Source organism: Nonomuraea cypriaca (genome assembly GCF_015645445.1).
Taxonomy (GTDB): domain Bacteria; phylum Actinomycetota; class Actinomycetes; order Streptosporangiales; family Streptosporangiaceae; genus Nonomuraea; species Nonomuraea cypriaca.
In genome coordinates this window covers 1-12,356 of sequence record NZ_JADOGI010000286.1, presented here as the reverse complement: position 1 = coordinate 12,356, position 12,356 = coordinate 1, and the positions used below count along the sequence as shown (strand labels likewise).

At 69.6% G+C, this 12,356-nt stretch carries 14 protein-coding genes and 1 tRNA gene; 7 read left to right on the top strand and 8 right to left on the bottom strand.

Annotation, left to right across the window (positions count from 1 at the left end):
* Nucleotides 1-142: 142 nt before the first annotated feature.
* Nucleotides 143-790 (bottom strand): NUDIX hydrolase, encoded by a 648-nt coding sequence (locus ITP53_RS48915; RefSeq protein WP_195902329.1) that lies wholly within the window; start codon nt 788-790, stop codon nt 143-145.
* A gap of 40 nt (nt 791-830) precedes the next feature.
* Nucleotides 831-1,553, bottom strand: coding sequence for an endonuclease III (nth, locus tag ITP53_RS48910; protein WP_195902328.1), 723 nt, complete (start codon nt 1,551-1,553; stop codon nt 831-833).
* An 84-nt stretch (nt 1,554-1,637) separates the two neighbouring features.
* Between nth and ITP53_RS48905 the strand changes: the two genes are divergently transcribed.
* Nucleotides 1,638-2,093 (top strand): hypothetical protein, encoded by a 456-nt coding sequence (locus ITP53_RS48905; RefSeq protein ID WP_195902327.1) that lies wholly within the window; start codon nt 1,638-1,640, stop codon nt 2,091-2,093.
* Between the two features lie 159 nt (nt 2,094-2,252).
* Nucleotides 2,253-2,933: a Crp/Fnr family transcriptional regulator gene (locus ITP53_RS48900; RefSeq protein WP_195902326.1), complete on the top strand. Its 681-nt coding sequence runs from the start codon at nt 2,253-2,255 to the stop codon at nt 2,931-2,933.
* On the opposite strand, the gene ITP53_RS48895 is transcribed toward ITP53_RS48900, so the two are convergent.
* The 4 genes from ITP53_RS48895 to ITP53_RS48880 form a co-directional block, all read right to left on the bottom strand.
* Nucleotides 2,915-3,706, bottom strand: a complete 792-nt coding sequence (locus tag ITP53_RS48895) for an MBL fold metallo-hydrolase (protein ID WP_195902325.1) — start codon at nt 3,704-3,706, stop codon at nt 2,915-2,917. The genes ITP53_RS48900 and ITP53_RS48895 overlap by 19 nt on opposite strands.
* Nucleotides 3,703-4,515 carry an NUDIX hydrolase gene (locus ITP53_RS48890; protein ID WP_407941399.1) on the bottom strand — a complete coding sequence of 271 codons (813 nt, stop codon included), beginning with the start codon at nt 4,513-4,515 and terminating at the stop codon, nt 3,703-3,705. Before ITP53_RS48890 ends, ITP53_RS48895 begins: the two co-directional genes overlap by 4 nt.
* A gap of 98 nt (nt 4,516-4,613) precedes the next feature.
* Nucleotides 4,614-5,072 (bottom strand): RidA family protein, encoded by a 459-nt coding sequence (locus ITP53_RS48885; RefSeq protein WP_195902324.1) that lies wholly within the window; start codon nt 5,070-5,072, stop codon nt 4,614-4,616.
* Entirely contained in the window at nt 5,069-5,224 is a 156-nt protein-coding gene (locus ITP53_RS48880; protein WP_195902323.1) for a hypothetical protein, read from the bottom strand. The genes ITP53_RS48885 and ITP53_RS48880 overlap by 4 nt, the downstream gene beginning before the upstream one ends.
* Before the next feature lie 159 nt (nt 5,225-5,383).
* Between ITP53_RS48880 and ITP53_RS48875 the strand changes: the two genes are divergently transcribed.
* Both ITP53_RS48875 and ITP53_RS48870 read left to right on the top strand, forming a co-directional pair.
* Nucleotides 5,384-6,385: an ArsA-related P-loop ATPase gene (locus ITP53_RS48875; protein WP_328818269.1), complete on the top strand. Its 1,002-nt coding sequence runs from the start codon at nt 5,384-5,386 to the stop codon at nt 6,383-6,385.
* Complete coding sequence (locus ITP53_RS48870) at nt 6,382-7,509, top strand: ArsA family ATPase (RefSeq protein ID WP_195902322.1); 1,128 nt, start codon at nt 6,382-6,384, stop codon at nt 7,507-7,509. The genes ITP53_RS48875 and ITP53_RS48870 overlap by 4 nt, the downstream gene beginning before the upstream one ends.
* 49 nt (nt 7,510-7,558) lie before the next feature.
* Here ITP53_RS48870 and ITP53_RS48865 read toward each other — a convergent pair whose 3' ends face one another.
* Nucleotides 7,559-7,855, bottom strand: a complete 297-nt coding sequence (locus ITP53_RS48865; protein ID WP_020542548.1) for a WhiB family transcriptional regulator — start codon at nt 7,853-7,855, stop codon at nt 7,559-7,561.
* A 243-nt stretch (nt 7,856-8,098) separates the two neighbouring features.
* Here ITP53_RS48865 and ITP53_RS48860 point away from each other — a divergent pair, with 243 nt between their 5' ends.
* Nucleotides 8,099-10,378 carry a transglycosylase domain-containing protein gene (locus ITP53_RS48860; protein ID WP_195902321.1) on the top strand — a complete coding sequence of 760 codons (2,280 nt, stop codon included), beginning with the start codon at nt 8,099-8,101 and terminating at the stop codon, nt 10,376-10,378.
* A 128-nt stretch (nt 10,379-10,506) separates the two neighbouring features.
* On the opposite strand, the gene ITP53_RS48855 is transcribed toward ITP53_RS48860, so the two are convergent.
* Nucleotides 10,507-10,962: a GatB/YqeY domain-containing protein gene (locus tag ITP53_RS48855; RefSeq protein WP_195902320.1), complete on the bottom strand. Its 456-nt coding sequence runs from the start codon at nt 10,960-10,962 to the stop codon at nt 10,507-10,509.
* Nucleotides 10,963-11,059: 97 nt separating this feature from the next.
* Here ITP53_RS48855 and ITP53_RS48850 point away from each other — a divergent pair, with 97 nt between their 5' ends.
* Together ITP53_RS48850 and ITP53_RS48845 are read left to right on the top strand one after the other, a co-directional pair.
* Nucleotides 11,060-11,923, top strand: a complete 864-nt coding sequence (locus tag ITP53_RS48850) for a metallophosphoesterase (RefSeq protein ID WP_195902330.1) — start codon at nt 11,060-11,062, stop codon at nt 11,921-11,923.
* Between the two features lie 64 nt (nt 11,924-11,987).
* Nucleotides 11,988-12,061 (top strand) — tRNA-Pro (locus ITP53_RS48845).
* Nucleotides 12,062-12,356: the final 295 nt, after the last annotated feature.

Genomic DNA, 12,356 nt, shown 5'->3' with positions numbered 1-12,356 from the left:
CCACCGGTAATGCTCCGAGCATCTTCTCGACACTGGCCTGGCCCCACTGCGCACGCTGTCTCACCAGCCCAGGTCATACCGCGCAACGATCACCACAGCAAACCCAGCGATCTTCACTTACCTCGACATGCGGAAAACGGGGCTAGCCGCGTGAGGCGAGGTCCACCACATCCGGGGGCAACTCCTCCACCCGCGTGGCGTCCCACGGCTGCGCCAGCCCGGCCGCGCGCAGCACCGAGTCGAGCACCATCGCCGTGAACCCCCACACCAGCATCCCCCGCACCCGGAACGCCGGCCCCGCATGCCCGCTGGGATGCCGCAGCATGATCCGGTTGGCGGGATCGACCAGCTCGGCGATCGGCACGCGTTCGACGGAGTCGACCTCGTCGGGCGAGGCCGCGTGCACCGCGCACGGCTCGCGCCACCAGCCGACCACCGGTGTGACGCGGTTGTCGCTGTAGCTGAGGTAGAGCTCGGACATCGTGCACAGCACGTCGACCCCGGCGGGGTCGAGCCCGGTCTCCTCCTCGGCCTCGCGCAGCGCCGCCTCGACCGGGCCGCCGTCCTCCGGGTCCACGCCCCCGCCGGGGAAGGCCGGCTGGCCAGCGTGCCTGCGGCCGCGGGTGCTGCGCTGGATGAGCAGCACGTCGGGGCCGAGCGGCCCCTCGCCGAACAGCATGAGCACCGCCGCGAGCCGTCCCCCACCGGCGGGCGGGCGCAGATATCGGGGCACTGACGTACTTTCGGCCTGCGTCGCGAGTCTCTGGAGCCAGTCGGGCACTTGGGTCACGCATCCTCCAACATGCGGGGGCGCCGGTCACTTCCCAAGGTCAGGAGAAGGGGCCGGACTTGATGAGCTTCGCGGCCTCGTTCGCGTCCGTGGGGCCGGTGCCGTACGAGGGGCAGAGCGCGGCCAGCGGGCAGGCGCCGCAGGCGGGACGACGGGCGTGGCAGATGCGGCGGCCGTGCCAGATCACCCGGTGGGAGAAGATCGTCCAGTCGCGCCTGGGCAACAGCTCGCCCACGACGTGCTCGATCTTGACGGGGTCGGTCTCCTCGGTCCAGCCGAAGCGGCGTACCAGCCGCTGGAAATGGGTGTCGACGGTGAGCCCCGGCACGCCGAACGCGTTGCCCAGCACCACGTTGGCGGTCTTGCGGCCCACGCCGGGCAGCGTGACCAGGTCCTTGAGCCGGCCGGGCACCTCGCCGTGGTGGCGCTCGCAGACCGCCTGGGCCATGCCGATGATGCTGTTGGTCTTCGCGCGGAAGAAGCCGGTCGAGCGGATGATGTCCTCCATCTCGCCACGATCCGCCGCCGCGTAGTCCTCAACGGCCGGATATTTCGCGAAGAGGATGGGGGTCACCATGTTGACCCGCTTGTCCGTGCACTGGGCGGACAGAATGGTCGCGACCAGCAGCTCCAGCGGGTTGCCGAAATCGAGCTCGCAATGGGCGTCGGGGTAGGTGTCGGCGAGGATGCGGTTCATCTTGCGCGCGCGCCGCACCAGTGCGAGCTGGGTCTCCGGCTTGCGCCCCGCCGCGTTCTTGGCCATGTCGCAAGAGTAGGAGCTTTGGGGAACCGTTGAACCAGGGACCGCCCGATCGCGTACAACCTGACGCGTGAAAGGGGGCCCTCCATGGGCGATCAGGGCGCGACACTCACGGAGTTCGTCCGCAACGGAGGGCCGCTGCGCGGCCGGGCGCTGCACCGGCTCGCGGTGAGCTCCGTGGCGGCCCTGGCCAAGCTGCACGGGCGCGGCACGTCGGGGCTGCGGCTCGTCCCGGAGAGCGTGGCGCTCGGCAACCGCGGCCAGGTGCTCATCGGCTGGCGGACGGGGTACGACGGCGCCCCGGCCGAGGACGTACGGGCCTGGGCCGACCTGGTGGTCTTCGCGGCCACCGGCGCCGCGAACGGCGATGCCGCCCTCCTGCCCCCGGCACTGAGACTGGCGGTGGAGCAGTGCCGCCGCCCCGACCCGGCCTGCCGTCCCGAAGCCGTGGACGTGCTGCGCGTTCTGCTAGGCCAGTCCGTGGCGGCGGCGGTCGCCTCGGTGGACGGCCTGCTGTCCGGGACCCACCGGCGCGCCGGGTAACCGAGGTCGGCTGCCGCCTCGAAAGGGGCGTCGGGTACCTTTCCCCCGAGATGCGGCTCACCTCGGCATAAGCCGACGAGCCAGACCACTCTGGCATTCCCATAACCTGTGTGTGCCACCCGGAGTGGGGTGAGTCACAATGGCAGCAGAGGAGGCAGAGTGAACACCGAAGATGTGCTGGGCAAGGCCCCCCTGTTCGCCGCGCTGGACCGCGAGAGCGCCGCGGCGCTGCGTACGAGCATCACGGAGGTCCAGCTGTCCAAGGGACAGACGCTCTTCCACGAGAACGAGACCGGCGACAGGCTCTACGTCGTGCTCGAAGGCAAGATCAAGCTCTCTCGCACCTCGCCGGACGGACGGGAAAACCTGCTCAGCGTGCTGGGGCCGAGTGAGATGTTCGGCGAGCTGTCGCTGTTCGACCCGCGGCCGCGCACGGCCACGGCGACGGCGCTGACCGAGGTGCGCCTGGCCGGGCTGGGCCACGACGACCTGCGCCCCTGGCTGACCGGCCGCCCTGAGGTGGCTCTCCACCTCCTGCGCGCGCTGGCCCAGCGGCTGCGCCGCACCAACGACGTGCTGGCCGACCTGGTGTTCACCGACGTGCCTGGACGGGTGGCCAAGCAGCTGCTCGACCTGGCCGAGCGGTTCGGCACCAAGACCGAGGACGGCCTGCGGGTCCACCACGACCTCACCCAGGAGGAGCTGGCCCAGCTCGTCGGCGCCTCGCGGGAGACGGTCAACAAGGCGCTCGCCGACTTCGCGCAGCGCGGCTGGCTGCGGATCGAGGCCAAGGCCGTGGTCATCCTCGACCTCGACCGGCTCTACAACCGGTCCAGGTAGTCGAGCTGGGCCCGCACCGACATCTCGGCGGCGGCCCACAGTGATCGGTCGACGTCGGCGTACACGATGCGGACGATCTCACGCGGCGTGCGCGCGCCCTGTGCTCGCGCCGCCCTGATCTGGTCGAGCCGTTCGCGCCGGTGCGCGATGTAGCCGTCGAGCGCGCCGATCGGGTCGGGCAGCACCGGGCCGTGGCCGGGCAGCAGCGCCCGCGCGTCCAGGCTCTCCGCGGCCGCCCTCAGCCGGTCGAGGCTGCGGAGGTAGTCGGCCAGGCCGCCGTCGCCGGCGATGATCGTGGTGCCCCGGCCGAGCACCGTGTCACCGGTCAGCATCGCGTGGTCCTGCGGCAGCCAGAAGCACAGCGAGTCGAATGAGTGGCCGGGCGTGCCGTACACGTGGATCTCCAGGCCCGCCACGGTCACCACGTCGCCGTCCGCGAGCCCCTCGTCGCCGAGCCGGTGGCGTGGGTCGAGGGCGCGCACGGGCGCGCGCACCATCCCGGCGAAGCGCCGCGCGCCGCCGCTGTGGTCGAAGTGGCCGTGCGTCAGCAGGATCTCGGTGACCCTGCGCTCGCCGAGATGGTCCTGTACGCGGCGCAGATGCGCTTCGTCGTCAGGCCCTGGATCGACCACGACCACCTCGTCCCCGTCGCCGACGACCCAGGTGTTGGTGCCGTCGAGCGTCATGATCGAGGGGTTGGGCGCGAGGAGGTTCTCGGCGTGGTCGGTACGGGATCCGTCCGGCGTGCCGATCGGGATGTGCAGGCCGCTCATGTGTTCACCAGCCGCATCTCGCCGTCGATCTCCACGGCTCTCGGCATGATCGTCACGATCTCCCGGTGCTCGGCCAGAGCGCCGGCCACGGTGTCGTACGCCGAAAGCTCACTCAGCGTGCGGTGGGTGGGCGGCATCAGGAAGATCTCCCCCTGGCGCGCCAGCTCCAGCGCCTCCGCGGGCCGCCGCCAGGCCACCTGGTCGGCCTCGCCGCCGACGTCGCGGGTGCGCTGGCCGTCGGGGAGCACCGCGACGAAGAACCGGGTGTCGAACCGCCGACGCTCGATCTCCGGCGTGATCCAGTGCGCCCAGGGCTTGAGGAGGTCGGACCGGAGCACCAGCCCGCGCCCCGCGAGGAAGTCGGCGAAGGCCAGGCTCCGGTCGATCAGCGCCAGCCTGTCGGCCTCCCAGGCGTCCCCCGTGGTGTCGGCGACCACGGAGTCAGGCCCGGGACCGGCCAGCAGCACGCCGGACTCCTCGAACGTCTCCCGCACGGCCGCGCACACCAGGCCGCGCGCGACCTGCTCACTGGCGTGGAACACCGCGCCCCACTCCGCCGGGGACGGTCCTGCCCAGGCCACGGCGGAGTCGGCGTCGCGCGGGTCCACCGAGCCGCCGGGGAAGACGTACGCGCCCGCCGCGAACGCCATGGTGGACTTGCGACGCAGCAGGTAGACCTCGGGCCCGCGAGCCCCGCCGCGCAGGATCACCACGGTGGCGGCGTCCCTCGTGGGGACCGGATCGGCCCGTCCGGCGAGTATGTCCCGCGCCCGCGCGGCGAGCTCGGCTGGAAGCGGCAACCCGGTCACATGACCTCCTCTTACAACATCACCCGGCCATGGTGACATATCCCGCTTTCAGGAGACCTCGGCGGGTTTTAGGAGCCCTGGGCGATTTTTAGGAGATCTTAGGAAACCTCGGCGATCAGCTCCACTTCCACGGGCACGTTGAGCGGGAGCGCGGCCACGCCGACGGCGCTGCGCGCGTGCCTGCCCGCGTCGCCGAACACCTCGGTCAGCAGCTCGCTGGCACCATTGCCGACCTGCGGCTGCTCGGCGAACGACGGATCGCCGGCCACGAACACCACGACCTTGACAATGCGTACGACCCGGCCCAGGTCGCCGATCTCCGACTTGACCGCGGCGACGGCGTTGAGCGCGCAGATGCGGGCCAGCGCCGCGCCCTCCTGCGTGGTCAGGTCGGCGCCCAGTTTGCCGGTGCCGGCCAGTTTGCCGTCGACGAAGGGCACCTGGCCCGAGGTGTAGACGAGGTCGCCGGTGCGCACGGCGGGCACGTAGGCCGCCACCGGTGCCGGGACCTCGGGCAGCGTGAGGCCGAGCTCCTGGATCTTCTGCTCAGGGGTCACTGCTTCTCCCTCTTGAAATAGGCGACGAGCTGCTCGGGCGTGGCGCCCTGGAGGATCTGGACCAACTCCCAGCCGTCGGCCCCGAAGTTGTCGAGGATCATCTTGGTGTTGTGGACCAGCACCGGGGCCGTGAGGTACTCCCATTTCTTCATGACTGAAACCTTCTCACAGGAAACCCGCCCACCCGCCTGCCAGACCGCCGTCCCGCCTGGTCACGACGGCGGTGCCGGATCCCTTTTCCCGCGAGGTGTGAGCAATCTCAAAGGGTGGCCGTCGGGTTCCGACAAGTGACCGTTCGGTAGCCTCGAAACGTGGACTCTCCGGACACGGATTGGGACGGCGTGCGACTGCACGTGGTCACCGGTAAGGGCGGCACCGGCAAGACGACCGTGGCCGCGGCCCTCGCCCTGGCCCTGGCCTCGGGCGGCCGCAAGGTTCTCCTGGTCGAGGTGGAAGGCAGGCAGGGCATCGCGCAGATCTTCGACCTGCCACCGCTGCCCTACGAGGAGCGCAGGATCGCCGTGGCGCCATCGGGCGGCGACGTCTACGCGCTCGCCATCGATCCCGAGGAGGCGATGCTCGAGTACATGGAGATGTTCTACGGGATGCGCCGGGCCGGGCGCGCGCTGACCAAGATGGGCGTCGTCGACTTCGCCACGACCGTGGCCCCGGGCTTTCGCGACGTGCTGGTCACCGGCAAGACGACGGAGGCCGTACGCAGGCGGGCCAGGAACGGCCGCCGGGTCTACGACGCGGTCGTGCTCGACGCGCCGCCGACGGGCCGCATCGCGCGCTTCCTGAACGTCACCCAGGAGGTGGCGGGCCTGGCCAAGGTCGGGCCGATCAAGAACCACTCCGAGCTGGTCAACGGGGTCGTGAAATCTCCCGAGACGGCGGTGCACTTCGTCACCCTGCTGGAGGAGATGCCGGTACAGGAGACCCTCGACGGCGTCGCCGAATTGCGTTCCGCCGGACTTCCGCCCGGCGGGATTTTCGTCAATATGGTACGCGAGTCGCTGCTCCCGCAGTCGGTCCTTGACACAGCTGTCAAGGGCCGATTCGACACCGGGGAGCTCGCGCTCGGCCTCAAGGCGACCGGGGTGGCCGACGGCGCGCAGGCCACCGCCCTGGCCGAGGCTCTCGCGGAGGAGGTGGCCGAGCACGCCCGCCGCACCGAGCTCGAGCGCGCCGAGCGGGAGTCGCTGGCCACGGCGGCACTGCCCGGCTACGACCTGCCGCTGCTGGCCGACGGCGTGGACCTGGCCGGCCTGTACGAGCTGGCAGAGAGCATGCGCACGCAAGGAGCAGCGTGAAGAAGTCCGTCGCACTCGACATCGACGCGATCATCGACGACCCGGGCACCAGGATCATCGTCTGCTGCGGCGCCGGCGGCGTGGGTAAGACCACGACCGCGGCGGCGCTCGGGCTGCGGGCGGCCGAGCGGGGCAGGTGCGCGGTCGTGCTGACCGTGGACCCCGCGCGGCGGCTCGCCCAGTCGATGGGGCTCACCGAGCTGGACAACACCCCGCGTCTGGTCAGCGAGTCACCGGACGGCGGCCAGCTGTACGCCATGATGCTCGACATGAAGCGTACGTTCGACGAGATCATCGAGGCGCACGCCGACCCTGAGCGGGCCCGCCAGATCCTGTCGAACCCCTTCTACCAGTCCCTTTCCTCCAGCTTCGCCGGCACGCAGGAATACATGGCCATGGAGAAGCTGGGCCAGTTGCGCCGCTCGGACGAGTGGGACCTGATCATCGTGGACACACCGCCCTCGCGGTCCGCGCTCGACTTCCTCGACGCGCCCGAGCGGCTCGGGCGCTTCCTCGACGGCCGGTTCATCCGGCTGCTGACCGCGCCCGCCAAAGCCGGAGGCCGCAACGCGTTCCGGCTGCTCAACGCCGGGTTCGGGTTGATGGCCGGGGCGATGACCAAGTTGCTCGGCGCGCAGGTGATCAAGGATCTGCAGACGTTCGTGTCCGCGCTCGACGCCGTGTTCGGCGGGTTCAGGCAGCGGGCGGAGATGACGTACCGGCTGTTGCAGGCGCCTGGTACGGCCTTCCTCGTCGTGGCCGCGCCCGAGCGGGACGCGATGCGGGAGGCGTCCTACTTCGTCGAGCGGCTCGCTGAGGAGCGCATGCCCCTGGCCGGCCTGGTGGTCAACCGGGTGCACATGGCGCCCGCCACCGCGCTCTCAGCGGCTCGCAGCGCCGCCGCAGCGGAGGACCTGGAGTCCAGGGGCGAACACGAGCTGACCGCCGCCGTGCTGCGGCTGCACGCCGGGCGGATGCAGCTCACCGCCCGCGAAAGTCGCGAGCGGGAGCATTTCGTCTCGGCTCATCCCACCGTGCCTGTGGCACAGGTCCGCGCCATGTCCGAGGACGTCCACGATCTGGCCGGTCTGCGGCAGATCGGGGAGTTGCTGGCGAGCTTATAAAAGTACGGCCGGCGGGCGGCGCCGGCCGTACTTCGCTCGCGGGCCTGGATCAGCCCGCGATCAGCTCATTCGTGCGTTCGTACTCTTCCTTCGCGGACTCGAGCAGCTCACGCCACGAGTCCACATCGGGCCGCCGTCGAAGCAGCGCACGCCGTTCCCGTTCGGTCATACCGCCCCAGACCCCGAACTCGATGCGATTGTCCAGCGCATCGGCGAGGCACTCTGTGCGGACCGGGCAACCCCGGCAGATGAGCTTTGCCCTGTTCTGCGCGGCGCCCTGCACGAACAGGGCATCCGGATCCGCACCCTTACAGGCGGCACGGGAGGTCCAATCCGTGATCCACATTTTTCGACCCCACTCCCCTTAGGTGGTCAGTCGTCATTTGGGGCCGACGGGCGCGGGCGCCGAGCCTCCGTATTCAGTTGCCGCAGAGGAGAACGTACGCAACTACCCGTTCGGGCCGACAGACCCCAGAGGACCAATTTCTCGGCGTAGTCTTGACCGGGAATGACTAGTCACCCCCGCCAGTCAAGGTGAAATGGCGCGCGGCTACCGTTAACATCAGGCTTTCGACGTACTCTTGGTAGCGTGCAAGCGCAGCGCAAAGATCGCTCCAACCCCATACTCAGCGTCCTGCGACTGATCATCGCCGGGACCGCGGCCGGGGTTCTCACGGCCGCCGTCGCCCTGCCCGCCGTCGGCGGTGCCGGGGTGTCCGCGAAGAGCGCGGTGGAAGGGCTCAACCTCAAGCCCGAAGACCTCGACGAACCTCCCCTGCCCGAGCGCACCGAACTACTCGACGCGGGCGGCAAGCGGATCGCACAGTTCTACTTCGAGAACCGTCAGTCCGTGCGGCTCGACCAGGTCGCCCCGATCATGCGTACGGCGCTGATCGCGATCGAGGACTTCCGTTTCTACCAGCACGGGCCGATCGACGTGGAGGGAACGGCCAGAGCGCTGCTGAAGAACTTCTCCAGCGGCGGCGTGATGCAGGGCGGCTCGTCGATCACCCAGCAGTACGTCAAGCAGGTGCTGGTCAACAAGGCCGAGACGCCGGAGGAGCAGCAGGCGGCCATCGCGCCGACGCTCTCCCGCAAGCTGGCGGAGCTGCGCTACGCCATGGCGATCGAGAAGAAGTACACCAAGGACCAGATCCTCGAGAAATATCTCAACATCGCCTACTTCGGCGCCGGCGCCCACGGCATCCAGGCCGCGTCCAGGCGCTTCTTCGACAAGCCCGCCTCCGAGCTCGACCTCGTCGAGGCCGCCACGCTGGCAGGCGCGGTGCAGAACCCGGCGAGGACCGACCCCAACGTCGGCCCCGAGTCGCGCGATCGGCTGCTGGAGCGGCGCAACCTCGTGCTGGACACGATGGCCAAGCTCGGCAAGATCAGCCCTCAGGAGGCGGCCGAGGGCAAGGAGAAGAAGCTGGGCTACGAGGACACCGAGGTGTCCGGCGGCTGTGAGGCCAGCAAATACCCGTACTTCTGCCTCTACGTCCAGTACGAAATCCTTAACAACGAGGAGTTCGGCAAGGACCCCGACGAGCGCAGGAAGCTGCTCCAGCGGGGCGGTCTGCGCATCAAGACCACGCTCGACCCCAAGATGCAGGCGGCCGCCGAGCGGGCCATCAAGGACTATGTGAGCTCCAAGGACAAGCCGGTGGCCTCGCAGGCCATGGTCGTTCCCGGCACCGGGGAGATCAAGGCGATGGCGGCCTCGCGGACGTTCGGCCAGAGCAAGAAGAAGAACGAGATGAGCTACAACATCGTGGCCGACGGGGCACACGGTGGCGGGCGCGGGTTCCAGCAGGGGTCGACGGCCAAGGTCTACACGCTGGCCGCGGCGCTGGAGGAGGGCCTGAAGTACAGCGACGGCTTCCCTGCCCCCTCGGGCTACACCGCCGGCGGTTACAGCTCGTTCAAGAACTGCAAGGGCCAGAACGTCGGCGACCCGTCCCACACCGTGCGCAACTCCAGTGAGGGCGGCGGCGGCTTCAAGACGCTGGAGACCGGCACCTGGGGCTCGGTGAACACGTTCTTCGTCAAGCTGCAGGAAGAGGTCGGGCTCTGCGACGTCGTCAAGATGGCCAAGAAGCTCGGGGTCAAGCGGGCCGACGGGCAGAAGCTGTCGGAGGTGGAGACGTTCACGCTGGGGGTCAACGAGGTCGACCCGGTGACGATCGCCAGCTCGTACGCGGTGTTCGCCTCGCGCGGGCAATACTGCAAGCCGCTGGCCATCACCGAGATCAAGGACAGGAACGGCAAGGCCAAGCAGTACAAGCCGAAGTGCTCGCAGGTGCTGGACGAGGATGTCGCCGACGCGGTCACCGGCATCTTGTCCGGCGTCTTCACCAAGGGCACGATGACCGAAGTGGGCGGCATCGGCCGGGACGCGGCCGGTAAGACCGGGACGACCGACAACTACATGTCGGCGTGGTTCGCCGGTTACACGCCCAACCTGTCCTCCGCCGTCAGCATCGGCGACCCGCGCGGCACTTCGGCGCACAAGCTGATCGGCATCACCATCGGCGGCCAGTACTACTCGTACGTGTACGGCTCGTCCATCTCGGGGCGGATCTGGAAGGACTCCATGATGGACGCCCTGAAGGGGATCGAGCCGACGGAGTTCGCGCCGGTGGACCGGTCGCGGTTCGGCGGGTGCACGGACAGCTGCGCGCCCAAGCCGAAGAAGGAGAAGGACGAGGGGCCCGGGGGCGACGGGGATCCGTTCGACCTCTTCGACCCGGGCGACGGCGACGATCGCTGGGGCGGGCCCCCTGACGACGGCGGGCGTGGCGACGATGGCGGGCCGGGCAACGGACGGGGACGCGGCGGCGACGCCGGCCCGATCACCCCGGCCGGCTGAGGGCGCCTTTGGGCCGTTACTGCGCTGAGGGTGCTTTAGAGCCTTGATTGAGGTTGAGGGCGCTGAGGCCTCCCCCGCTGCGGGAGGAGGCCTCTCAGAGCCGCCTGGCCGGGCTCACGCTCAACTAGCTAGCCGGCCAGCCGTGCGCGGACGGCGGCGGCGACGCGGCCGCCTTCTGCCCGTCCGGCGACCTTCGGATTGACGGCCTTCATGACCTGCCCCATGGCCTGCGGCCCGGAGGCGCCGGTCTCGGCGATGGCGGCGTCGACGAGCGCGGCCAGCTCCTCGTCGGACAGCTGCGCCGGCAGATACTCCTCCAGCACCGCCTGCTCGTCCAGCTCCGCCTGAGCCTGCTCGGCCCGGCCCGCGTTGCCGAACGCCTCCGCCGCCTCGCGCCGCTTCTTGGCCTCCTTGGTGAGGACCTTGATGATCTCGTCGTCGGTCAGCTCCCTGGCCGCCTTGCCGGAGACCTCCTCGACGTTGACCGCGGCCAGTGCCATCCGGACGGTCCGGAGGCGTACCTCGTCACGGCTCTTCAGCGAGGCCGTCAGATCGGCCTTCAGCTTGTCCTTCAATGCGCTCATGCGCTCCATCTTGCCGTCTCGCGGACTACGCGGGCGCCCCGCGCCGGATGTCGGGCATCATGAGTACGTGAGGAAAGCCGTCGCAGTGCCACTGTCCATGCTCGGTCTCGGCCTGGCCGGGCTGGGTTACGCCACCGTGGTGGAGCGCAACTGGTTCCGCCTGCGCCGCTTCGACGTACCCGTGCTGGAGCACGGCCAGCGTCCGGTGCGCATCCTCCACCTGACGGACCTGCACCTGACGCCGCGCCGCACGATGCTGATCAACTGGGTCCGCTCCCTGGGCGCGCTGGAGCCCGACCTGGTCGTCAACACCGGCGACTCGATCGCGCACCCGGAGGCCGTCCCGTCGCTCCTCCACGCCCTGGAGCCCCTGCTGTCCCGCCCGGGCCTGTTCGTGTACGGCTCCAACGACCTCTACGCCCCGAAGCCCAAGAACCCGGCACGCTACCTGTGGCGCACGTCCAAAAACGAGCGCCGCCAGCACGTCCCCAGCCTGCCCTGGGAGGAGCTGGGGGCGGGCATGGCCGCCGAGGGCTGGCTCGACATGAACAACACCACGGCCCGCATCAAGGTGGGCGACCTGGACGTGGCGGTGGCGGGCATCCACGACTCCCACATCTCGCGCGACCGCTACGACCTCGTGGCCGGCCCGGCCCCCGCGGACGCCGACCTCCGCCTGGGCGTCATGCACTCCCCCGAGCCCCGCAACATGAGCCTCTTCGCCGCGGACGGCTACCAGCTCCTGCTGGCCGGCCACACCCACGGCGGCCAGCTTTGCATCCCGTTCTACGGCGCCCTCGTCACCAACTGCGGCATCGACCGGGGCAGGGTGAAGGGCCTCAGCCGGCACGAAAGCGCCTGGCTGCACGTCTCGGCCGGCCTCGGCACCTCGCCGTACGCCCCGGCCCGCTTCGCCTGCTTCCCGGAGGCGACGCTCCTCACCCTGGTGCCCCGGCGATAAAGGCGGTCACAACCACCTTGGGAGTCCGCTAGACTTTTCCAAGCACGTGCAGGACGGCGTGCACCGGGGTGTAGCGCAGCTTGGCAGCGCGCTTCGTTCGGGACGAAGAGGTCGTGGGTTCAAATCCCGCCACCCCGACCCAGCTAGAAGGCCACTTCCGATCTTCGGAGGTGGCCTTTTTGCATGTCGTACAGCAACAAAGTACAGCTACAGCTCCCCGAGCGGGCTGATCCACGTCCGCCAGCTGGCGAGCGCCACGGCCGCGGACGGGTCCTTTTTAGGGGGCCGTGACAAGTCGCGTGTCACGGCCGGGGGTCGGGGGTGGGAGTTACAGGTCAGCAGGGGCGTGACAGCGTGACAAGGGCCCCGTGACAACGGGCGTGACAAGTGCCGTGACAGCCTCGCGACAAGATCGCGTGGCACCCCCATGGGG

Bases quoted from the DNA above. Each gene is read 5' to 3' on its own strand.
- nth (WP_195902328.1), bottom strand. From the start codon at position 1,553: ATGGCCAAGAACGCGGCGGGGCGCAAGCCGGAGACCCAGCTCGCACTG.
- ITP53_RS48905 (WP_195902327.1), top strand. From the start codon at position 1,638: ATGGGCGATCAGGGCGCGACACTCACGGAGTTCGTCCGCAACGGAGGG.
- ITP53_RS48895 (WP_195902325.1), bottom strand. From the start codon at position 3,706: ATGAGCGGCCTGCACATCCCGATCGGCACGCCGGACGGATCCCGTACC.
- ITP53_RS48880 (WP_195902323.1), bottom strand. From the start codon at position 5,224: ATGAAGAAATGGGAGTACCTCACGGCCCCGGTGCTGGTCCACAACACC.
- ITP53_RS48865 (WP_020542548.1), bottom strand. From the start codon at position 7,855: ATGTGGATCACGGATTGGACCTCCCGTGCCGCCTGTAAGGGTGCGGAT.
- ITP53_RS48855 (WP_195902320.1), bottom strand. From the start codon at position 10,962: ATGAGCGCATTGAAGGACAAGCTGAAGGCCGATCTGACGGCCTCGCTG.
- ITP53_RS48850 (WP_195902330.1), top strand. From the start codon at position 11,060: ATGCTCGGTCTCGGCCTGGCCGGGCTGGGTTACGCCACCGTGGTGGAG.